The organism is Kaistella soli (genome assembly GCF_019038595.1).
GTDB classification, from domain to species: domain Bacteria; phylum Bacteroidota; class Bacteroidia; order Flavobacteriales; family Weeksellaceae; genus Kaistella; species Kaistella soli.
The window spans coordinates 346,540-367,903 of record NZ_JAHOPF010000005.1; the positions used below are offsets into that span (position 1 = coordinate 346,540).

A 21,364-nucleotide genomic window follows, 5' to 3' on the forward strand; every position below is an offset into this window, starting at 1 on the left:
TTCTCTGAGGCACATGTAACCTTCGATGATTAAAAATATCATGGTTCTTTTTTAAGAATTCAAAAATTGGACTGCTTTCTACACCTTTTGTTTGATTTTGAAAGCCAAAGCATACATCAGGATAAATATAAAGGAAATAGCACTTGTTGCCAAAACATTCAGGAATATTTCGAAGAACCTGCTGAATTTAAAGAATTCAATATACTGAACGAGGAGCTGATGAAAGAAAATACTCGACAGAATAAAGAAGAGATACTGCGACCACTGCAAAGACTGAAACGAAAAGAAATCGGTGGAGGTATCTGTGGAAGTACGGAAAATTAAGGTCCGGAAATAAGCGATAAAGGTAGTGGCAAATGCATTAATTCCCCAGGTATAAAGAAAAGCATCAATGCTTAATCCTAAAATAAAACTCAGCGCTAAAAACTGAAATTTATTCCTGAAAAAAGGATAGAACATAATGAAAACAGGATATAAAACCGGTGTGTATTTCCCGAAGAGCGTAATACGGTTAAGCACAAAAATCTGCAGTGCAACCAGGAAAACAATCATCAGGATGTCTGTAAAAAGTGTTCTGCTTATCATTTTTCTCTTTTAATGGTGGCCTGTAAAGTATCCTGAATTTTCTGAACTTCGGCTTTTTTCAGATTTTTCACTACATATATTTTGTTGAGATTCCCCATTTTTTCACTCAGTTCAACGGAAATATCCCAGAAGCCTGTCTTGCTGTCCACTTCATATCCGGAAACGGTGCCAATCATGATTCCCTGGGGAAAGATGGCTGATTTTCCGTCGGTCACCACCGTGTCTCCGATTTGAAGGGGAACATATTTCGGAACGTCCGATAAATGCATGATTCGGGAATCGTCTCCTTTCCAGGTCAATGTCCCGAAATATCCTGATTTCTTCAGCGAAGCATTGATCTTGATTTTATTCAGACTCAGGACAGATTGTACCAGTGCGTAAGAATCTGTAGAATTAATTACAATTCCGGCAATTCCTTTTGGTGCCATAACACCCATTTTTGGCAGAACGCCGTCTCTCTTTCCGCGGTTAATGGTAAAATAATTATCTTTCCTGTTAATGCTGTTAAAAACAATTTCTCCGTCAACGAAAGTGTAGATCTGTCCGCCGCCAATCGTATCGTGAACTTTTCTGAAATTGGGAAGTGCAGCCTTTTTACCGTAGACCTGCTCCATCAGTGATTTGTTTTGAGCAACAAGCTGCTCATTAATCTGCTTCAGTTTGAGGTAGGAAGCGCCTTCGTCAATATAACCGGAGACCCAGGAATTGAAAGCCGCGGTTTGGCCCGCAAGCCACGACTGCTGCATTGAGTTTCTGCTGAAAATCAATACCAAAGCGGTGAGCTGCAGAAATGTGAAGAAAACGAACAAACCGTTCTTCGAAAATAATCGCAGCAAAAATCCCATCAGTTAATGTCGTAAAAAGTTAAAAATTATTTAATCAGGAAGTTGAATTTATCCATGTTTTTCAGTGCAATACCTGTTCCGCGTACAACGGCTCTTAACGGATCTTCTGCAACGAAAACCGGCAAACCTGTTTTCTTGTGAAGTCTGTCGGCAAGACCTCTCAGCAAGGCGCCACCACCGGCAAGATAAATTCCTGTTTTGTAGATATCGGCAGCCAACTCCGGCGGAGTAAGTGAAAGTGTTTCCATCACTGCGTCTTCAATTCTGATGATTGATTTGTCTAATGCACGCGCGATTTCCTTGTAGTTCACCATAATTTCTTTTGGTTTACCAGTGATTAAATCACGTCCCTGAACCGGAATATCTTCGATCTCTACATCCAGATCTTCAACAGCAGAACCTACTTCAATTTTAATTCTTTCAGCAGTTCTTTCTCCGATGTATAAATTATGGTGTGTTCTTAAATAATAAGCAATATCATTGGTGAAAACATCTCCTGCAATCTTCACAGATTTGTCGCAGACGATACCTCCCAAAGCAACTACAGCGATTTCCGTTGTTCCTCCACCTATGTCGATAATCATGTTACCTTCAGGTTTTTGAACATCAATACCAACACCGATTGCCGCAGCCATTGGTTCATAAATCAAACGTACTTCTTTGGCGTTCACTTTCTGTGCAGAATCTCTTACGGCTCTTTTTTCAACTTCAGTAATGCCTGAAGGAATACAGATAACGATTTTTAGAGTAGGCTGGAAAAGTTTTCCTTTGATCCCCGGAATTTGTTTGATAAATTCTTTGATCATGTGTTCAGATGCGTGGAAATCAGCGATTACGCCGTCTTTCAAAGGTCTGATGGTTTTGATGTCTTCGTGGGTTTTCCCCTGCATGTGTTTTGCCTTTTCGCCCACCGCAATCGGTTTCCCGCTGGAACGTTCGATGGCTACAATCGAAGGTTGATCAATGACAATTTTATTATTATGTATAATTAGTGTGTTTGCTGTGCCTAAGTCAATCGCAATATCCTGCGTGAACATATCAAATAACCCCATTTTTTTCGTGATTTTTTTTAAGTGTACAAAGGTATAAATTTAGAACCGTTCTAAAAATTAGATTCCGACTAAATTTGGTTAAAATTTTATTAAAATTACAAGCTATTCTTAAATAACATTTTTATTTCTTAATTATTTCATTTTTAAATGAAAATCCGGAAATAAAGTTCAGATTATCATAGATTTTACTGATAATGTTCATCTTACAGAATCACCGGAAATTCAATTTAAAATCTTAAATTTGCCGTTGCTTTATGAACCAGGATAATAACATTCACAAAACCGCCAATTTCGCCGTTCTCAGTGTCAGTTTCGAGAAAGCTGACGCCGAAACGAGGGGCAAATTTGCGTTTTTTGACGACAATATTAAACATTTTGTTAACGAAATTCATGAGGAGAATTTGGGAGATGCATTTGTGGTGTCCACCTGCAACAGGACTGAGATTTATACAACCTCGCAAAACTACCTTTTAATTGCCGAATTATACTGCAAAACCATTGGCGTAAGTCTGACGGAATTCATGCAGTATGTGAATATTCTTAAACATGAAGAAGCGCTGAATCATCTTTTCCGCGTTGCTGCAGGTTTGGAAAGCCAGATTATCGGAGATTTCGAAATTATAGGGCAGATCAAAAATGCTTACCACCGGTTCAAAAAAGAAAAGAAAAACTCGAATCCTTTTTTAGAGAGAGCAATAAATTCTGCTATTCAGATTTCTAAAAGAATTAAAAACGAAACAGGCATTTCGAACGGAGCCGCTTCTGTTTCTTATGCAGCAGTTCATTATATATTGAAAAATCAGACCCAGATTTCTGAGAAAAACATCCTGCTTCTGGGTGTAGGAGAAATCGGGCAGAACACGGTGGAAAATTTGGTAAAACACGTTTATAAACCAAAGGTTAAAGTAGCCAACCGTACTTCTGAAAAAGCAGAGAAAATTGCCGAAAAATATAAAATTCCTCATATCGCCTTCGAAAGTTTACAGGAGGAACTTAGCCAAACCGATATTTTAATTGTCGCTACAGGTGCACAGCATCCTATCATCAATAAAAGCCATTTCCCGAACGGAAAGGAAACCTTAGTCATTGATCTTTCCATCCCTAATAATGTGGAGAGAAATGTGACTGAGAACACCAATGTAAGTTTGGTAGATGTAGATGAACTTTCGCTGCATATCAGCGAAACCATGCTTCAGCGGCAGAAAGAGATTCCGAAAGCTGAAGGCATCATCAGAGAAATGACGAAAGATTTTATTGAATGGGAGAAAAAAAGAAAACTTGCTCCCAATATTCATCATTTTAAAGCCGTTCTGAAAAACATGGAACGAAACGAAATGCACAATATCCACAAAAAACATAAATATGTTGATGTGAATGATATGCAGCTTTCTGATAAACTGATACAGAAAATCACCAACCGTTTTGCAAAGTATATCATTGATAATCCTTTGAAAGCGGAAGAACTCAGCAAGCTGATGCATGAGATTTTAGTTGAACAGCCCAATAACGAATTCAATGAGAAGCATTAAAATAGGTACCAGAAATTCACCGCTCGCTATGTGGCAGGCAAGGGAAGTTGCAAGAAACCTGCAGAACAAAAATCTGCTTACAGATATTGTTCCGATCGTTTCTTCAGGAGATAAAAATCTTACCCAGCCTCTTTATACAATGGGAATTACCGGTGTTTTTACCAAAGACCTTGATGTTGCTTTGCTGAACAAAGAAGTAGACATTGCCGTTCACTCGCTGAAAGATATTCCTACAGAACTTCCCGAAAATGTCGAAATAATCGCTGTTTTGGAGCGCGATTATCCACAGGACGTACTGGTAAGAAAAAAAGATGCAGCTACACTGGAACTCAAAGACCTTAAAATTGCAACAAGCAGCCTAAGACGCCGCGCTTTTTGGCTGAAAGAATTTCCGGGAACAGAAATTTCAGATATCCGCGGAAATGTACAGACCAGACTAAAAAAACTCGAGGAGAATGAATTCGACGCCACGCTGTTTTCTCTCGCCGCTATCGAAAGAATGGGTTTAGACGTTGATTATGAATATCTTCCGATGATGATTTCAGCGCCTGCACAAGGTGTTGTAGCAATTTGCGGGAGAAGTGACGATGCTGAAATCAAAGAAATTTTTAAAGACGTCAATCACAGAAATACTCAGATCTGTATTGAAATCGAAAGAAATTTCCTGAAGGCGTTGGAAGGCGGATGTACCGCTCCGATTGGTGCTTTTGCGGAAATGAATGATCATAACGAAGTTCGTTTTATCGCAAGATTATGCTCACTGGACGGAAAAAACTGTATCGAAACCGATGAGATTTTCCAGTGGAACGAAACAGAAAATTTCGGTAAAAAATTAGCCGGAAAAGTATTGGAAAACGGAGGAAAAGAACTGATGGCAGAGATTAAATCTCAGATTCATTAATTATAAAATTTAATTTCAGCCAATTTAGTTTCACTCCTTATATATATTAAGAATCCCTCATGAAAATTCTTTTTACAAAAAAATTTGATAAATTAATGATTTCCAAAAAATTAGGAGGTCATTTTTCTTGTGATTTTGTGGAAGTGATTAAAATAAATCCGCTGCAGGTGGAGCCTTTTGATCTGAAAGATAAATCTTTAATTTTCAGCAGTGTAAATGCGGTAGAAAGTTTTTTTAATAACGGTTTTAAACCGAACGAAAAATTTGTTGAAAGAAATTTTAATAAAATTTATGCTGTTGGATTAATGACCAAAAAAGAATTGAGGAAGCACGGCTTCGGAACTTTCAAGGTTACAAGACATGCCAAAGAGCTTTCAGAATTTATTATCGATAACAGCGCGAAAGAAAAGTTTCTGCATTTCTGCGGAAATCTTGCACTGAATGTGCTGAATAATACATTGCCGCTTCAGAACATTTCCTACACGAAAATACCCGTATACGAGACGAAATTGCTTTATCCGGAGATCAGTGGAGATTATGATGCCGTGTGTTTTTTTAGCCCAAGCGGAGTCCGTAGTTTTGCCAGGCATAATTCGCTGGATCATCTGCAGATATTTTCCATAGGTGAAACCACGGAAAAAGAGGTGAAAAAATTCACAAAAAACCCAATTATTACCAGTAAGGAAAGCAATCTTGAAGATTTGCTGAATTTAATTTCTTCCCAATGTATTGCTAAAGTACATGAAGAACAAAATAAAAAGTTATGATTAAAAACGACCTTTATTTAAAGGCATTAAGAGGAGAAACCGTTGAAAGACCGCCGGTTTGGATGATGAGGCAGGCCGGAAGATTTCTCCCGGAATTCAGGGCACTTCGTGACAAGTATGATTTTTTTACCCGTTGTCAGACACCGGAACTTGCTGCGGAAATTACCATGATGCCGATCCGCCGTTATCCTTTGGATGCAGCGATTCTTTTTTCCGATATTTTGGTGGTTCCACAGGCAATGGGGATTGATTTCAAGATGAAAGAAAATGTGGGGCCGTGGTTAGATCATCCGATCCGAACACTGGAGGAAGTTCAGAATATTCCGGTTCCCGATGTGAATGATACTTTGGGTTACGTTTTTGATGCCATCGAACTTACTTTGCTGAAACTGGATAATGATATTCCTCTCATCGGTTTTGCAGGTTCTCCGTGGACCATTTTATGCTACTGCGTTGAAGGAAAAGGGTCTAAAACATTTGAAGTGGCAAAGACCTTCTGCTTTCAGAATCCGGAAGCTGCGCATCTGTTGCTTCAGAAAATTACAGATACCACTATCGCCTATCTTAAAAGGAAAGTAGAGAAGGGTGTTTCTGCCGTTCAGGTTTTTGATTCGTGGGGCGGAATGCTGTCTCCTGATGATTATAAGGAATTTTCATGGAAGTATATCAACCAGATTGTGGAGGCTTTAAGTCCGCTGACTCATGTTGTGGTTTTCGGAAAAGGCTGCTGGTTTGCGCTGGAAGAAATGACAATGTCTAAAGCTTCTGCATTGGGAGTTGACTGGACCATCCGACCTGAATTTGCGAGAGTTTTAACAAATCATTCGATGACTCTGCAGGGGAATTTCGATCCTACAAGACTGCATTCCACACCGGAAACAATCAAGAAAATGGTTACCGAAATGATTAACCGTTTCGGGAAAGACCGTTATATCGTTAATCTCGGTCACGGTATTTTGCCGAATATTCCCTTGGAAAATGCCGAAGCTTTTATCCGAGCAGTGGTTGACTGGAAGCCAAATTAATTATACAATTTAAAAATTAAATAAAATGGAAACACAAATCGTGTTTCCTTTTTTATTAGTTTGCATTCTCAATCTCATAATACAGCAATTCCTCCTCATCATTAGGGATACGGACGGTTTTTATATATTTTAAACCCAGTCTTTCGATCAGTTTCTGAGATGAAAAATTAGTCTTCGTAGTAATGGCGGAAATTTTCTTTAAGCCAAACTCATTAAAAGCAGTTGCCAAAAGTTTCGAGGCCGACTCAAAACCATAACCCTGTCCTTCAAATTCAGGAAGAAATGAAAAGCCGATATCATGAACATCCAGTCCGTCGCGTTCGAAAATTCCGACTGCACCTATTTTCATGCTGTCAGATTTTCTTTCAATAAGGTAGTTCCCGAAACCGATTCTCTCCATTTGCGGAAGAAATTTTCCTACAATATAATTTTCAGCATCTTCAAGGGTACGGATGTTTCGGTCACCGATAAATTCAATAAATCTTGGCGAATTGTAAAGTTCCAAAATAAGTCCCGCATCATCGGTAGAGATGGGTTTCAGTAATAATCTTTCGGTTTCCAGATTTTTTATATTTTTCATTTATATTCCTTTTTTTCCTGCGAGAATCATTGCGGTCATCTTCACTTTTCTGTTTTCCCTGGTTTCGGGTTTTTTGGCGTCCATGATCCAGCGGATATATTCTTTTCGGTGGGTGTAACTCATCGCATCAAACAATTCCTTCACCTTGGGGTTTTCTTTAAAAACAGCCTGCACATCTTCTGGTATTTCCACAGTTCTTTCTTCTCTGTCTTCCCAGATTTTCACTGAGACTTCTTCCCCAAAGGATTTCCCCAGCTTTTTTCTTACTTCCTGTGTGAGTCCGAGCATGGGAAAATCACTCTTCATTTTTGCAAGGCTTCCGCGGTATTCCACTTTATTATCGAAAAGGGCTTTGATTTTCACCTGTCCTTTTTTACCATAAGTTTCTTCCACGGAGAGAGGAAATTCGAGGTAAGCAGCATTCATTCCGCCGTGCTGTAAAATGATTCCTGTAAATGAAATAGCTTCCTGTGTCATTTTTGTTTTTAGCTGAATTCAAATTTAATTAAAAATCACGGCATAAAAATGGAATGTTGTTCAAAAAAATTAGCATGAAAAACATTTTGAGAAGCCTTTTCTTCGTTTTCGGATTATTAATGATGGCGTACTGCGCTCAAACCAATGAAGCTTCACAAAATATCAGCCGTAAATGGATGTTGGTGCAATTTCAGGATTTTAGCAAAGATTTTTTAATGAAAAAAGGTGTGAATTTAGATTTGAGCACCAAAGACCAATACGGAGCCAATATGGGTTGTAACCGGATGTTTATGAAAGCGGATTTTAAGCCGGACGGAACGGTGATTTTTTCCCAGGTCGGAAGTACGATGATGTATTGTGAGGACGCGATGAAACTTGAAGATTCATTCGGTAAATCATTACCGGCGATGACCCGCTATAAAATTGACGGACATTTTTTAACGCTTACTTCAAAAGACGGAAGTACAATGAAATTCGTTGCCGCAGACTGGGATTAATTTCTTTAATATTTAAATTTTATGAACATCAACCCTGAAATTATCGGATTTGTAGCTGGAGGTTTATCTTCGGCGCTTTTTGTTCCGCAAATCATAAAAATTTTTAAAGAGAAATCGGCGGAGGAAATATCGGTAATTACCTGTATTATCGGGATTGTTAGCAGTGGGCTTTGGCTTTGGTTCGGGATTGAAATCAGTCATATTTCAATGATCGTCACCAACAGTATTTCAGTGTTTGCGACCATAATTTTGATTGTTCTAAAACTCATTTATAATAAAGAAAAAAACTAATTTTGTAAAAATCAGATCAGAGAAATAAAATATATGCTCGATAATAAAGAACATTTGTACGAAAAAGCAGTTTTGGTAGGCGTTATTACCCAAAACCAGGACGAGGAAAAACTTATTGAATATATTGATGAGCTGGAGTTTCTTGCCTTAACAGCAGGTGCTACAGTGGTGAAACGTTTTACCCAAAAACTCACCCAGCCGGATTCCAAAACCTTTATCGGAAGCGGAAAAGCTCAGGAAATAAGAGATTATGTCAAAGAAAACAACATAGGAACTATTATTTTCGATGATGAACTTTCGCCTTCGCAGCTTAAAAATCTCGAAAGGGAAATTGAAGTGAAAATTCTTGACAGAACCAATCTTATTCTGGATATTTTTGCTCAGCGTGCCCAGACTTCCTATGCAAGAACACAGGTTGAACTTGCTCAGTATCAGTATCTTTTGCCAAGACTTACCAGGATGTGGACTCACCTTGAAAGACAGAAAGGGGGAATTGGAATGAGAGGTCCGGGGGAAACTGAAATTGAAACCGACAGAAGGATTATCCGCGACAGGATATCACTCTTAAAAGAAAAACTGAAAACCATCGACCGTCAAATGGCAACGCAGCGTAACAACCGCGGAAAGGTGGTACGTGCCGCACTTGTGGGCTATACCAATGTTGGGAAATCTACTTTAATGAATGCCATTTCCAAATCGGAAGTTTTTGCAGAAAACAAACTTTTTGCAACTTTGGATACTACGGTGAGAAAAGTGGTGATTGGGAATCTTCCTTTTTTACTCACGGATACGGTTGGTTTTATCAGAAAACTGCCAACTCAACTGGTTGAAAGTTTTAAATCTACGCTGGATGAAGTGCGGGAAGCCGATTTATTGATTCATGTTGTGGATATTTCCCATGAAAGTTTCGAAGATCATATCGATTCTGTGAATCAGATTTTAATGGAAATCAATGCACATCAGAAGCCGATGATCATGGTTTTCAATAAAATTGACGACTTCCGCTACGAGAAAAAAGAGGAGGATGATCTGACGCCGGAATCGAGAAAAAACATTTCATTGGAAGAGTGGCAGAAAACTTGGATGGCGAAGTCTAAATTTCCGACCGTTTTCATTTCGGCTTTAACAAAGGAAAACTTCCCGGAAATGAAGAAAATGATTTACGACGAGGTTTTGAAAATTCATATTTCGAGATTTCCCTACAATGATTTCCTTTTTGAATATTATGATGATGAAGAATCCGGTGATCAGCCGTCAGAATAAATGCCGACACATTCAGAAGAAATAAAAGAAGCTTTACAGTTGCTTTCTGTCCCGGAAAAAGCAGAGTTTTTTCCGCGGTTTTTCAAGGCTGGAAAAGGCGGGTATGCAGAAGGTGATAAATTTATCGGAGTAACAGTTCCCGATCAGCGGCAGGTTGCAAAAGAATTTGCGGGAAAAATTTCTCTTGAAGAGCTGCGCAAATTATTGTCCTCTAAAATTCATGAGCACCGCCATTGTGCGCTGTTGATGCTGGTTTCAAAATTTGAGAAGTCTAAAAGCTTTTCAGAGAAAACTGAAATTGTTCAATTTTATCTGAAAAACAAAAAGTATATCAACAATTGGGATTTGGTAGATAATTCCTGTTATAAGATTTTGGGCAGGTTTTGCTTTGAAAATAAGGACGGCAGCATTTTAAGAGATCTTTCCGATGAAGATAATCTCTGGAGCAAAAGGATGGCGGTAGTTGGCACGATGTATTATGTAAAAAGAGGGGAATTCGGATTAATGAAAGAATTTGCCCTGAAAAACCTTCATTATCCTCATGATTTAATGCACAAAGCAAACGGCTGGCTTTTAAGAGAAATGGGACAGAAAAACGAAAGTGAACTTCTTGCGTTTTTGAATCTGCACTACAGAAAAATGCCGAGGACTTCGCTCCGTTACGCCATCGAAAAACTGGACGAAGATGTAAGGCAGGATTATCTAAAAGGTCGGATTTAATGGAAAGCACTTTCTATCTCAGGGAGATTTTTCATTACTTCCTGCATTTTGTTTTTCCTTTGCTTATTGCTAAGGTTTTCTTTAAGGAAAACTGGCAGAAAGCTTATCTGCTGATGTTGGCAACAATGATTGTAGATGTTGACCATATTTTGGCGAACCCAGTGTTTGATCCGAACCGAAGCAGTGTAGGTTTTCATATTTTACACCGCTATCCGATGGTGTTGCTGTACTTTCTGGGAACTGTTTTCCTAAAAGGGAATTACAGAATTATTGCTGTAGGGCTGCTTTTCCATATGATTACCGATTTTCAGGATTATTATCTCTGGAAATTTTTCTGATATTTTTCGATAAGATTTATCTAAAACGTTTTCATTTTTGATAGATTTTTTGTATAATTGTGGAAATCTCACTTTTATGAAACTAAAAAATATTCTAAACTGGACGGTGGTCTTCCCGGTTTTATCGTCGGTATTTTACCTTGGCGGGTTTCTTACTGACACACTTTTCGGAAATATAGCCGGAGCGTTGCTTTTGTTTGCGACGGTTCTGGCAGCCGTACATCATGCCGAAGTGGTAGCTCACAAAGTAGGCGAACCTTACGGAACCATTATTCTCGCCATCTGTATTACTATACTTGAAGTAGGCCTAATTATTTCCTTTATGCTTTCCGGCGGTGAAGGAGCAATGACGTACGCACGTGATACTGTTTTTGCCGCGGTGATGCTTATTCTCAACGGTATTCTGGGCATCTGTATCTGGGTTGGGAGCAGAAAATACAAGGAACAGTTATTTATGCGGAGCTCAGCCACAACCTACCTCGTAAGTTTAGTTGCTATTCTGGTGCTGACGCTTATTTTACCTAATTATACCTCGAGTGTGAGGGGACCGTTTTATACCAATGCTCAATTGGCTTTTGTTTCGCTGGCCTGTTTGGTTATATATTCTTCATTTCTGATGTTTCAGACGGTTCGTCACCGCAATTATTTTATTGTGGAGGAAGAAGATCACACGACTCATGAAGCAGATCCGCCAGGCACTGCTAAGACGGTCGCCAGCTTGGTGCTCCTTATTATCTGTCTTGCGGTGGTGATATTTATGGCGAAAGGACTTTCACCGGTTATTGAAGATTTTGTAGAAAATATTGGTGCGCCGAGAGCTCTGGTTGGGGTTATTATTGCTTCCGTGGTTTTGTTGCCTGAAGGTTTAGCGGCAATACGGGCAGCAAAAAACAATCAGATTCAGTCCTCCATTAATTTGGGATTGGGTTCTGCATTGGCAAGTGTCGGATTAACAATTCCGGCAGTTTCTCTGGTGTGTATTGTTTATGATATCCCCTTCGTTCTGGGACTTGATATGAAATCAATTATCCTTCTCGCGTTGTCCGTATTTACCGTGATGCTTTCACTGAGCAGGGGAAAGACTAATCATCTTTACGGTACCGTACTTCTTGTAAATCTGGCCGCGTACATTTTCACGGTTATTGTACCATAATGAGAGATAAAATAAATGGTGAATTTTCGGTTTTCCGAAAATTCACCATTCAATTCCGTAGGGAAATTTAAATTCTACTTAGGATCAAGCTTATCTCCTCGCCATCTCCATTTTATAGCCCATTAAATTGGCAATATTGGTCGCTTTATAGATCGCGGTTTCGGCCATTTCGCCCATGAAATTTTCTTCCACGGTCTCCGTCCACAGTTTGATCCAGTGTTCGAAATGTCGCTTTTCGATCGCCACCTTTTCGTTTACAGGAAAGTGCATCGCCATCGGATTACCCTTATAGGAAACCTGCCCGAAAAGTAAAGTTTCCCAAAACGAATACATTTTTGGTAAATGATTCGCCCATTTCACCTTTGCTACATCATTGAAAAAGAATCCGATCGTTTCGTCTTTAGCGACCTTATCATAAAATTTATTCACCAGAAGTTCGATATCTTCTCTTGTCTCCAGTTTTTTCATAGTTCAAAATTAAGACATTTAAAACATTTGGGCTTATGATTCTGATCATTAATCATTTGGGCGGACAATTCGCGCTATACGCTCATACTCCTCAGTCGGCAGCTCCACTTCGTTCCGCCGCCTCCTTGCGGGGTAACCGCTGCTATCGCGGCCGCAGGATCTTCCTCATAAGAAATCAGTTTCCCAAAAAAATATCCCTTATTTTTGCACCATGAATCTGGAATTCTATAAAAGTCAGGCGATTTTAAAGCAGAAAGAACACAAAAAGTTCCTCGACACCCTCAAAAAACGTCCACCGAAAAATCTCGATTATGCCGTACAGGAAACCCACGACGAAGTTTTCAGCAAAATCGACTGTCTTCAGTGCGCTAACTGCTGCAAAACAACCGGCCCGCTTTTCACGGAGAAAGACATCGAAAGAATTTCAAAACACCTGAAGATGAAACCGGCAGATTTCGAAGCGAAATATTTAACAACAGATGAAGACCGCGACAAGGTGCTGCAGAATCTTCCCTGTTGGTTCCTGAATTCTGATAATACCTGCTCCATTTATGAAGTAAGGCCCAAAGCCTGCCGTGAATTTCCTCACACTGACAGGAAGAAAATCTATCAGATTAATCACCTCACGATAAAGAACACCGTAATCTGTCCCGCCGCATTCGAATTTGTGGAAAGGATTCAGAAGAATCTGGAGAAAAAATAAAACTCTAAACAAAATCACAAACTTTAATAAATTCAGTTAAAGTTCTCTTCTTCATATAATTCAGGAAAAAAAGCAGCGTTATACTCATAATTAATCTAAAAAATATATTATGAAAAAGTCGTTGTTAGCAATTGTGTTTTTAGCCGCAGGTGTAAGTTTAGCAAATGCGCAAAGCACAGAAAAGGCAAGAAAATTAAAGACGGATAAAGCGGTAAAAACGGATGTGAAAGCTGAAGTAAATACTGAAAGTTCAGCTGTGGTTGCAGCTCCAACCTTTAAAAAAGAAGTCCTTGAAGTGAAAAAAGTGGGCGAAACTGCAGCATTGAAAACAGAAACTGCAGCTGAGTTAAAAACAGAATCAGCAGCTCAAAAACCTGAAGAAAAAAATTAAAGACAGTAATAAAAAGGAAAGTGAAAGGAAGTCCTGCAATTTGGCAGGACTTTTTTTTGCTTTTTTACCAAAATAAAAAGCATTGAAAAATCAATGCTTCTTATCCTTTCATTTTACTTTTTTCCCATTATCCCGGGACAGGAATATTAAGAAAAAATCCGGGAAACTGCCCCGGATTTTCTGTTTTATACCACTCCCTGAGCCAGCATTGCCTCGGCAACTTTCACGAAACCAGCGATATTTGCTCCTTTCACGTAGTTCACGTAGCCGTCTTCTTCCTTACCGTAATCTCTGCATGCTTTATGAATTCCGATCATGATTTCTTTCAGCCTCGCATCCACTTCTTCAGATGACCAGTTCAAGCGGATAGAGTTTTGCGTCATCTCCAAACCTGAAGTAGCAACACCACCAGCATTGGAAGCTTTCCCCGGAGAGAAAAGAACCTTTTTGTCTAAGAAATAATTGATGGCATCTAAAGTAGATGGCATATTTGCAGCCTCAGTAACACAGATCACACCGTTTGCTACCAGGTTTTTAGCGTCTTCTAAATGAAGTTCGTTCTGTGTGGCCGCAGGAATTGCTACATCACATTTTACTTCCCAAGGACGTTTTCCGGCATGGAATTCAGCACTAGGGAATTTCTTCACGTAGTCTTCAGCGCGGTTGTTTCCTGAAGCGCGAAGTTCTAATAAATAATCAATTTTTTCGCCGGTGATACCGTCTTTATCGTAAATATAACCGTCCGGTCCGGAGATCGTAACGGCTTTTCCGCCAAGTTCTTCCACTTTTTTTACAACACCCCAGGCTACATTACCGAAACCTGAAACCGTAACCGTTTTTCCTTTGAAATCCTGACCGATGGTTTTCAGCATCTGCTCAGCAAAGTAGACAACGCCATAACCTGTAGCTTCAGGACGGATTAATGATCCACCGTAAGCCAAACCTTTCCCGGTAAGAACGCCGGTAAATTCATTTCTGATTTTTTTATACTGACCGAATAAGTATCCGATTTCTCTCGCTCCAACACCAATATCTCCCGCAGGAACGTCCGTTTCAGGACCGATATGTTTGCACATTTCAGTCATGAAAGCCTGGCAGAAACGCATTACTTCCATATCCGATTTTCCTTGCGGATCGAAATCTGAACCTCCTTTTCCACCACCCATTGGCAGCGTAGTCAAAGAGTTTTTAAAAGTCTGTTCGAAGGCTAAAAACTTAAGAACGGATAAATTTACCGTAGGATGAAAACGGATACCGCCTTTATATGGACCGATCGCAGAGTTCATTTGGATTCTGTACCCTCTGTTTACCTGAATTTCACCTTTATCATCAACCCATGGAACACGGAAAATAATCGTTCGCTCAGGTTCAGCCATTCTTTCCAAAAGCTTCATTCCTGTATATTGTTTTCTGGTCGAAATAAAAGGAATTACTGTGATTGCAACTTCTTTAACAGCCTGGAGAAATTCTGGTTCATTCGGGTTTTTTGCCTCAATTCGGGCAATGAACTCCTGAATTTTTTGCTCTACGTTATAGTTTTCCATAAAGGTTAATTATTATTGTCAACAAATTTAATTTTTTTTTCAAAACTTGCAAGATAAATTTTGGTTATTGCTAAAATATTAATGATTTTAAAGTTTATTTTTATTAAATTGATAATTTTAACACTTATAATAACAATTATTGAATGTTATGCAAATATTAATAAATTTTTAAAAATGTAAATATCCTAAAGGGCAAGATATTGTCTTCCCGAAAGTGCTTTTATATATCCGGAAATCTCAAGTTGAAGCAGATCCGGCAGAATCTTGTAGGTTGGCAGACCTAATTTTTCCGAAATATCGTCAAGTGAAGAAGCGGTGTTTTTATCAAGAATATTCAAAATGGTTAGTTGGTTTTCGGGAAGTTGAATTTTGATTTCAGAACTTGGGAAAAGTTCTCCGGTCTGTTCGGAATCTTTGTGGAAACCAAGTTGTTCCGCCAAGGAAGTAACCGTCGAAATAACGGTTGCTTTGTTCTGAAAAACCAATTGGTTGCATCCCTGGCTGTATTTGTCTGAAATTTTACCCGGTAACGCAAAAACTTCCCTGTTGTAATTATTCGCGAAAGTCGCGGTACTGATGGAGCCGCCTCCGAAAGCAGTTTCCACCACAATGGTTGCTGGGGATAGACCGGCAATAATCCGGTTTCTCTGGATGAAATTCTCACGGTCAGGTTTTTGGGAAGTATTAAATTCAGTAAAAAGAACGCCGTTTTCTTCCAGAATTTTCTCTGAAAGTTTTTTGTTTTTTGAAGGATAAAGGGTGTGAAAACCGTGAGCTAAAACTGCGGCGGTGGGAATATTATGATGAATAGAAACTTCATGTACTTCCGTATCAACGCCTAAAGCAAGTCCGCTTACGGTAAGGATTTTTTTGTTTTTTATTTCTTCTAAAAAATTCTGGATGAAATGTTTGCCGTAGGTGGTGATATTTCTGGTTCCTACAACACTTAAGGATTTCAGTGAAGGGTCAAAGTTTCCTTTTTGGTAAAGGATTGCCGGTGCGTCTTCACATTCGTTTAAAAGTTGGGGCAGATCCCCAAGATGGCGGAGGTTTATTTTGATATTATTTTCTTCGCAAAACCGGAGTTCGTTTTCAGCGAATTTTAAATGTTCAGGATTACCGATTTCCAGGGAAATTTTTCTTCCAATCCCATAGATGTTTTTCAATCCCGATTTAGTGAGCTCCCAAACGTCTTGTGCTGAACCTACTTCACCTACAAGCTTCCGGAAGATGAGATCTCCAATAAGCGGACAGTGCCGAAGTGCAACAGAATAAAGCGTCTCCTCGGAAAACATAAGGTGTTTTTATTCAAATTTAAAGAAAATTATCCGTTTTTCCTTATCTCGTCCAGATGATCCCAAAAATCTTCTTTTTTGCGGTAAGGAAGTTCCAGAAAATCTTCGGGATGGTTCTCTTTATACTCCTGCCAAAGTTTGTCATCTTTTTCGCTGTAGTAATTTGGAAACTGCCAGATGAATTTTTTTGTCTTCTCGCCACTTTTTCTGAAAAGAAAAGCCAGGATAATTCCTACAATAGCTCCGGAAAGATGCGACTGCCAGGAAATTCTGCTTGGTTCCGGAAGATTCGAAAACAACTCTTCGGGCATCACTCCCCAAACCAAACTTCCATAATAAAGTGCCACAACTAAAGAAACCGTAAGCAATTTCATATGCCATCTGAAAACTCCGCTGAAGAACAGAAAAAATGCTAAAACATACACAATGCCGCTGGCACCGATGATGCAGACATGGGAAAATTCGCCGGTGAAAATATCGATGGGCGGAAGAAGCCAAACCAAAAAAGCGGAGGAAAACCAGCCCAGAAAGAAAACTTTTTTCGCAATAGGCTGATAAAACTGAAAGAGTAAAAATATCAAGACGAAAATTGGTACGGAATTCCCGAAAATATGATCTACATTGCCATGTAAGAAAGGGGAAAAAAAGATGCCTTTCAGCCCGGCCGGATTTAACGGGATGATGGCGCCGCTGCAACCGTCGAAAAGTCCTAAATACTGCAGCAGAAACCCAAGCCACATCGCCGAAACCATGATGGCAGCGTACAGTACCGCTTTGTAATTGAGGGATTCTTTTAGCATAAATACTTTTTGTCAAAACTGCAGCCAAAATAATTATTAAGTAAATATGGCTAATCTTTTTAATAAAATAATTAAAATTCAGCCAAAAAGTTCTGAAACATAGACATTGAAGTTTTTTGTTACTATTTGTTTGCCTTAAATTTGCAAGCTATGAGAAAGCTTATTACCCTTATTTTGTCATTTGCTTCAATGCTTGTTTTTTCACAGAACGAAAAAAATATTTTAAAAGAGATTGATTCGATCTCCCAGAGAAGATGGGATTCGGTTGCTCTGGATTTGGACAGTCTTGCTAATCCGAAACTGGTTAATTTCGACAGGCATTTTAAGGATACCATTGTAATCCGGGATAAAGTGGTGATTTCTAATATCACCGATGAGATTCCAATTACTCCTTATAACATGCTGCAGCTCAAAGAGCCTATTAAATGGTTTTATTACGGAAGAAACAATGTGGTTTTCAATCAGTCATCCTTTTCCAACTGGAATTCAGGAGGAAATAATAACATTGGAATCATTGGAAAGATCAATTATAATCTGAGCTATAAAAAGAATAAGCATTTTCTGGATAATACACTGCAGCTGGGCTATGGATTTGTGGCTTCACAAGGTGAGGCTTCCCGGAAAACTGAAGATTATATCAACTTAATGACGAATTACGGCTACGACATCGGGAAAAACTTTTATCTGTCTACAGGTTTTCAGTTTTTGTCCCAGTTTTCTCCGGGTTATAACTATTCCGTTACTCCAAGTCCCGAATTCAATGACCGTATTTCGCGGTTTATGTCGCCGGGCTATCTGAATGCCGGTTTGGGTATTTCGTATAATCCGAATGAAGATTTTCAGGTTATTTTCCGCCCTGTGAACGGAAAGTTCACCTTTGTTACTGATCCTTTGCTGCAGAAAGCAGGAAGATATGGTTTGGAACGTGACGGGCAAAGTGTGAGGTCGGAAATTGGTGCTTTGGTGAATGTTCTTTACCGGTTAAAAATATATAAAGACATTAATCTGGTAAATCAGGTGAACTTCTTCAGCAATTATATTTTCCATCCGGAAAGAGTGGATATCGCTTATAACGGAACGCTGAATATCAGATTCAATAAATTTATTTCTACCGTGGTGAGTCTTGATCTGCTTTACGATCACGATCAGGTGCAGAAATTACAGATGAAACAGACGCTTGGAGTAGGTTTTTCTTATAATCTTGGTTTTGAAAACAGAGAAAAAAACAAAAAACTGATTAAGCCTTTTGCTGATTAATCATTCTCAGACATTCCAAAACTCCCTGTCTAGGCTTCTGTACTGAATAGCTTCTGCAATATGTGCGGAATGAACTGTCTCGTGGAGTTCTAGATCTGCGATTGTCCTTGCGACTTTCAGTATTCTGTCATAAGCTCTTGCAGAAAGATTCAGCTTTTCCATGGCTGTTTTGATCAGATTTTGAGAAGCTTCGTCGAGTTCGCAGTGTTTTTCAATTTCTTTCGGTCCCATTTGGGCATTATAATGAATTTCGGACTCCTGATATCTTTTGCTTTGAATTTCCCTGGCCTTTAAAACGCGGTTTCTGATTTCGTCACTTTTCTCCCCTTTTCGTTTGTCAGAAAGCTGTTCGAATTCTACTTTCTGAACCTCAATATGGATGTCAATCCTGTCAAGCAGCGGACCGGAAAGTTTGTTCATGTACCGCTGCATTTCGAACTGGGAGGAAGTATTGTTGGGATCATCCGGGAAATAACCGCTCGGACTGGGGTTCATACTTGCTACAAGCATAAAGCTTGCAGGATAATTCACTGTAAATTTAGCTCGGGATATGGTGACTTCCCGGTCTTCTAAAGGCTGCCGCATTACTTCGAGAACGGTTCTTTTAAATTCGGGCATTTCATCCAAAAATAAAACACCGTTATGCGCCAGTGATATTTCTCCCGGTTGCGGGTAACTTCCGCCGCCAACCAGCGCGACGTCTGAAATCGTATGGTGTGGGCTGCGGAAGGGGCGAACAGTCATCAGAGAAGTTTCAGTCCCGATTTTCCCTGCTACTGAATGAATTTTGGTGGTTTCTAACGCCTCTTTCAGGGTTAATGGAGGCAAAATACTGGGAACTCTTTTTGCGAGCATGGTTTTACCGCTTCCCGGTGGACCGATTAAGATAATATTGTGTCCGCCTGCCGCTGCAACTTCCATCGCGCGTTTGGCAGTTTCCTGTCCTTTTACCTCAGAAAAATCTGTCGGAAAGAAATTGATCTTGTCCTGAAATTCCTTTCGGGTGTCAATGGTTGTTCTTTCCAGAGGAATTCCTTCATTAAAAAATGCGATAACTTCCCTAATGTTTTCAACACCGTACACTTCAAGCTGATCCACAATGGCAGCTTCGCGGATATTCTGCTTCGGTAAGATAATTCCTTTGAACCCTTCTTCGCGGGCTTTGATGGCAATCGGTAAAACGCCTTTTATTGGAAGTAAACCGCCGTCGAGGGAAAGTTCCCCCATGATAATGTAATCGCCTATATTTTCGGCCTTTATCTGATCTGATGCGGCCAGAATTCCTAAAGCAATGCTGAGGTCGTATGCCGATCCTTCTTTCCGGAGATCCGCAGGCGCCATATTGATCGTTATTTTCTTCCCGGGAATTTTAAAACCTCCGTTTTTCAGTGCTGCGGAAATCCGGTAACTGCTTTCTTTGATGGCATTATCGGCAAGGCCTACCAAATGATAGCCAACTCCCGAAGTGTCTACATTGACCTCAATGGTAATCTTTTGTGCAGAAACGCCGTGAATGGCACTTCCATAAACTTTTACTAGCATATCTGTGTTTTAAGATAAAATTAATAAAAATTTTTGTCATCATTAAGTAAGTGGTTTTGGGTGCGTAGGAGTGGGGCAGGTGATTCTTCTGATTTAGAGATGACGTGTCCGAAAATAGCTGCAGAAATCGCTTAATTATCCTGATCTAACTCTATATCTATCCATGAGCTCCCAAGAAACCCACCCTTATACTATAAGTACATTTGGGGAGGACATGAATGGGACATTGAGGTGATTATAGGCAGTTACGGCTCGAGTGCGGGGCAACTACGGCTCAACCTCAGTAAAATGTTTATGGAAAGGAGTTGTGGTTGTTTTAATTAATGAAAAATGATGGTTTATGGAATTGCCATAAAATCATAATCACGTGTATTATAAAACATTGTAAATGTAGTGAATTTTAGAAATACCGCGCTATGTGATTTTTTAAAACTGAAGACCACGAGGAAATAAAGTCTAGGAGGACAAGGTAGATTTCAAGTTTGAGATATTCTTGTAAAATTTAGAAACTGTAGAAAGGGAGGAAATATACGCACAAAAAAACTCCTCAATTTCTTGAGGAGTTTGTGGGCCCTGAGGGATTCTCCACATTACCAATATTTTCTTTTATAAAAGGGTTTCACAAATGGTTGGTTTTGAGGTATGCCGAATAGTATGCCTTTTATTCTAAAAAATCAACTAGAACATTAAGATATACTTCATGAATTTTATTGGGATTCCCATAAATTACTATTGTTGTATTTGATCTTTTACTAGTCATAAAATAGAATATTAAATTGGAGTTTTTACATTCCAAAATTTCACCATTTATATTTTGCTTTAGGATAGATAATTTAACTTTTGATTTGAGCTTTTCCTTAAAATATTCTAATGCATTAACATCCATATTCAATAAAGTTAAGACTACAATTTCTAATCTATCCCAATAAAATATCAGTTCAGTTTTTTGTGGTAAAATGTTAAGAAATTTCTTAACCTCTCCCACATATAAGTAGCTGTCATAAAATGGGATTCTCTCATAATTTAGTACTTCTAAATTAAACTCCCTATTCTCATATCCTTCGCCTATTTTAAAAGGTAATTTTATTTGTTTCATTTAGGAATGGGCATAAAAAACCACCTTCAATGAGGTGGTATCAGCTTGTTAACATATTTTTAATCTTCTGCGCAGACTTTTTTATGAATTCCCTCTATTACTGAACCTGGCACGATAGTATAGTTCCCCCGGAAAATCGGACAGTAAGTTTAGTTGAAAAAAAACAATTAAATTTACAATATGTCACAGCGAAGAAAATTCAATTCAGGATTCAAATTTAAAGTAGTAGTTGAAGCATTAAGCGA

24 protein-coding genes are annotated in these 21,364 nt (G+C 39.0%); 13 read left to right on the top strand and 11 right to left on the bottom strand.

Features of this window, described 5'->3' with window-relative positions:
• Positions 1-78 precede the first annotated feature (78 nt).
• The 3 genes from KSK37_RS11965 to KSK37_RS11975 are packed head-to-tail and all read right to left on the bottom strand — an operon-like array spanning position 79 to position 2,482.
• On the bottom strand, positions 79-585 hold the full coding sequence (locus tag KSK37_RS11965) for a rod shape-determining protein MreD (protein WP_088359074.1): 507 nt from the start codon (positions 583-585) through the stop codon (positions 79-81).
• Positions 582-1,430, bottom strand: a complete 849-nt coding sequence (mreC, locus tag KSK37_RS11970) for a rod shape-determining protein MreC (RefSeq protein WP_088359073.1) — start codon at positions 1,428-1,430, stop codon at positions 582-584. The genes KSK37_RS11965 and mreC overlap by 4 nt, the downstream gene beginning before the upstream one ends.
• A gap of 26 nt (positions 1,431-1,456) precedes the next feature.
• On the bottom strand, positions 1,457-2,482 hold the full coding sequence (locus tag KSK37_RS11975; protein ID WP_088359072.1) for a rod shape-determining protein: 1,026 nt from the start codon (positions 2,480-2,482) through the stop codon (positions 1,457-1,459).
• A 254-nt stretch (positions 2,483-2,736) separates the two neighbouring features.
• On the opposite strand from KSK37_RS11975, the gene hemA reads away from it, so the two are divergent.
• The 4 genes from hemA to hemE all read left to right on the top strand — a co-directional run bounded on the left by hemA (position 2,737) and on the right by hemE (position 6,704).
• Positions 2,737-4,011 (top strand): glutamyl-tRNA reductase, encoded by a 1,275-nt coding sequence (gene hemA, locus KSK37_RS11980; RefSeq protein WP_088359071.1) that lies wholly within the window; start codon positions 2,737-2,739, stop codon positions 4,009-4,011.
• Complete coding sequence (gene hemC / locus KSK37_RS11985) at positions 3,998-4,912, top strand: hydroxymethylbilane synthase (RefSeq protein ID WP_217201781.1); 915 nt, start codon at positions 3,998-4,000, stop codon at positions 4,910-4,912. Before hemA ends, hemC begins: the two co-directional genes overlap by 14 nt.
• A 95-nt stretch (positions 4,913-5,007) precedes the next feature.
• Positions 5,008-5,679 carry a uroporphyrinogen-III synthase gene (locus tag KSK37_RS11990; protein ID WP_246566543.1) on the top strand — a complete coding sequence of 224 codons (672 nt, stop codon included), beginning with the start codon at positions 5,008-5,010 and terminating at the stop codon, positions 5,677-5,679.
• Complete coding sequence (hemE, locus tag KSK37_RS11995; RefSeq protein ID WP_217201783.1) at positions 5,676-6,704, top strand: uroporphyrinogen decarboxylase; 1,029 nt, start codon at positions 5,676-5,678, stop codon at positions 6,702-6,704. Before KSK37_RS11990 ends, hemE begins: the two co-directional genes overlap by 4 nt.
• 55 nt (positions 6,705-6,759) lie before the next feature.
• Here hemE and KSK37_RS12000 read toward each other — a convergent pair whose 3' ends face one another.
• A complete protein-coding gene (locus KSK37_RS12000) occupies positions 6,760-7,284 on the bottom strand; it encodes a GNAT family N-acetyltransferase (protein ID WP_217201785.1) in 525 nt (174 codons plus the stop codon).
• A complete protein-coding gene (locus tag KSK37_RS12005) occupies positions 7,285-7,761 on the bottom strand; it encodes a YdeI/OmpD-associated family protein (RefSeq protein WP_217201788.1) in 477 nt (158 codons plus the stop codon). It lies immediately after the preceding gene.
• Between the two features lie 74 nt (positions 7,762-7,835).
• Here KSK37_RS12005 and KSK37_RS12010 point away from each other — a divergent pair, with 74 nt between their 5' ends.
• From KSK37_RS12010 to KSK37_RS12035, 6 genes are all read left to right on the top strand, one after another.
• A complete protein-coding gene (locus KSK37_RS12010; protein WP_246566546.1) occupies positions 7,836-8,258 on the top strand; it encodes an META domain-containing protein in 423 nt (140 codons plus the stop codon).
• A gap of 21 nt (positions 8,259-8,279) precedes the next feature.
• Positions 8,280-8,549: a SemiSWEET family sugar transporter gene (locus KSK37_RS12015; RefSeq protein WP_217201790.1), complete on the top strand. Its 270-nt coding sequence runs from the start codon at positions 8,280-8,282 to the stop codon at positions 8,547-8,549.
• A gap of 33 nt (positions 8,550-8,582) precedes the next feature.
• Positions 8,583-9,812, top strand: a complete 1,230-nt coding sequence (gene hflX, locus KSK37_RS12020) for a GTPase HflX (RefSeq protein WP_217201792.1) — start codon at positions 8,583-8,585, stop codon at positions 9,810-9,812.
• Positions 9,813-10,532: a DNA alkylation repair protein gene (locus KSK37_RS12025; protein ID WP_217201794.1), complete on the top strand. Its 720-nt coding sequence runs from the start codon at positions 9,813-9,815 to the stop codon at positions 10,530-10,532.
• Positions 10,532-10,870 (top strand): DUF6122 family protein, encoded by a 339-nt coding sequence (locus tag KSK37_RS12030; protein WP_217201797.1) that lies wholly within the window; start codon positions 10,532-10,534, stop codon positions 10,868-10,870. The genes KSK37_RS12025 and KSK37_RS12030 overlap by 1 nt, the downstream gene beginning before the upstream one ends.
• 76 nt (positions 10,871-10,946) lie before the next feature.
• The gene (locus KSK37_RS12035) at positions 10,947-12,023 is read left to right on the top strand and encodes a calcium:cation antiporter (protein ID WP_217201799.1); all 1,077 of its coding nucleotides are present in this window, start codon (positions 10,947-10,949) and stop codon (positions 12,021-12,023) included.
• Positions 12,024-12,113: 90 nt separating this feature from the next.
• Here KSK37_RS12035 and KSK37_RS12040 read toward each other — a convergent pair whose 3' ends face one another.
• A complete protein-coding gene (locus KSK37_RS12040) occupies positions 12,114-12,491 on the bottom strand; it encodes a group III truncated hemoglobin (protein WP_088359060.1) in 378 nt (125 codons plus the stop codon).
• Between the two features lie 211 nt (positions 12,492-12,702).
• Between KSK37_RS12040 and KSK37_RS12045 the strand changes: the two genes are divergently transcribed.
• Both KSK37_RS12045 and KSK37_RS12050 read left to right on the top strand, forming a co-directional pair.
• The gene (locus tag KSK37_RS12045) at positions 12,703-13,194 is read left to right on the top strand and encodes a YkgJ family cysteine cluster protein (protein WP_088359059.1); all 492 of its coding nucleotides are present in this window, start codon (positions 12,703-12,705) and stop codon (positions 13,192-13,194) included.
• A 109-nt stretch (positions 13,195-13,303) separates the two neighbouring features.
• Positions 13,304-13,585: a hypothetical protein gene (locus KSK37_RS12050; RefSeq protein ID WP_217201801.1), complete on the top strand. Its 282-nt coding sequence runs from the start codon at positions 13,304-13,306 to the stop codon at positions 13,583-13,585.
• Positions 13,586-13,770: 185 nt separating this feature from the next.
• On the opposite strand, the gene gdhA is transcribed toward KSK37_RS12050, so the two are convergent.
• From gdhA to KSK37_RS12065, 3 genes are all read right to left on the bottom strand, one after another.
• On the bottom strand, positions 13,771-15,129 hold the full coding sequence (gdhA, locus tag KSK37_RS12055; RefSeq protein WP_217201803.1) for an NADP-specific glutamate dehydrogenase: 1,359 nt from the start codon (positions 15,127-15,129) through the stop codon (positions 13,771-13,773).
• A 185-nt stretch (positions 15,130-15,314) separates the two neighbouring features.
• Entirely contained in the window at positions 15,315-16,424 is a 1,110-nt protein-coding gene (gene dprA, locus KSK37_RS12060; protein WP_217201804.1) for a DNA-processing protein DprA, read from the bottom strand.
• Positions 16,425-16,453: 29 nt separating this feature from the next.
• Positions 16,454-17,224, bottom strand: coding sequence for a rhomboid family intramembrane serine protease (locus KSK37_RS12065; protein ID WP_217201806.1), 771 nt, complete (start codon positions 17,222-17,224; stop codon positions 16,454-16,456).
• A gap of 150 nt (positions 17,225-17,374) precedes the next feature.
• Between KSK37_RS12065 and KSK37_RS12070 the strand changes: the two genes are divergently transcribed.
• On the top strand, positions 17,375-18,481 hold the full coding sequence (locus KSK37_RS12070; RefSeq protein ID WP_088359054.1) for a DUF3078 domain-containing protein: 1,107 nt from the start codon (positions 17,375-17,377) through the stop codon (positions 18,479-18,481).
• Positions 18,482-18,487: 6 nt separating this feature from the next.
• Here the strand turns inward: KSK37_RS12070 and KSK37_RS12075 are convergent, their stop codons facing one another.
• Positions 18,488-20,023: a YifB family Mg chelatase-like AAA ATPase gene (locus tag KSK37_RS12075; RefSeq protein WP_217201807.1), complete on the bottom strand. Its 1,536-nt coding sequence runs from the start codon at positions 20,021-20,023 to the stop codon at positions 18,488-18,490.
• A gap of 661 nt (positions 20,024-20,684) precedes the next feature.
• Positions 20,685-21,119: a hypothetical protein gene (locus tag KSK37_RS12080; RefSeq protein WP_217201809.1), complete on the bottom strand. Its 435-nt coding sequence runs from the start codon at positions 21,117-21,119 to the stop codon at positions 20,685-20,687.
• Positions 21,120-21,364: the final 245 nt, after the last annotated feature.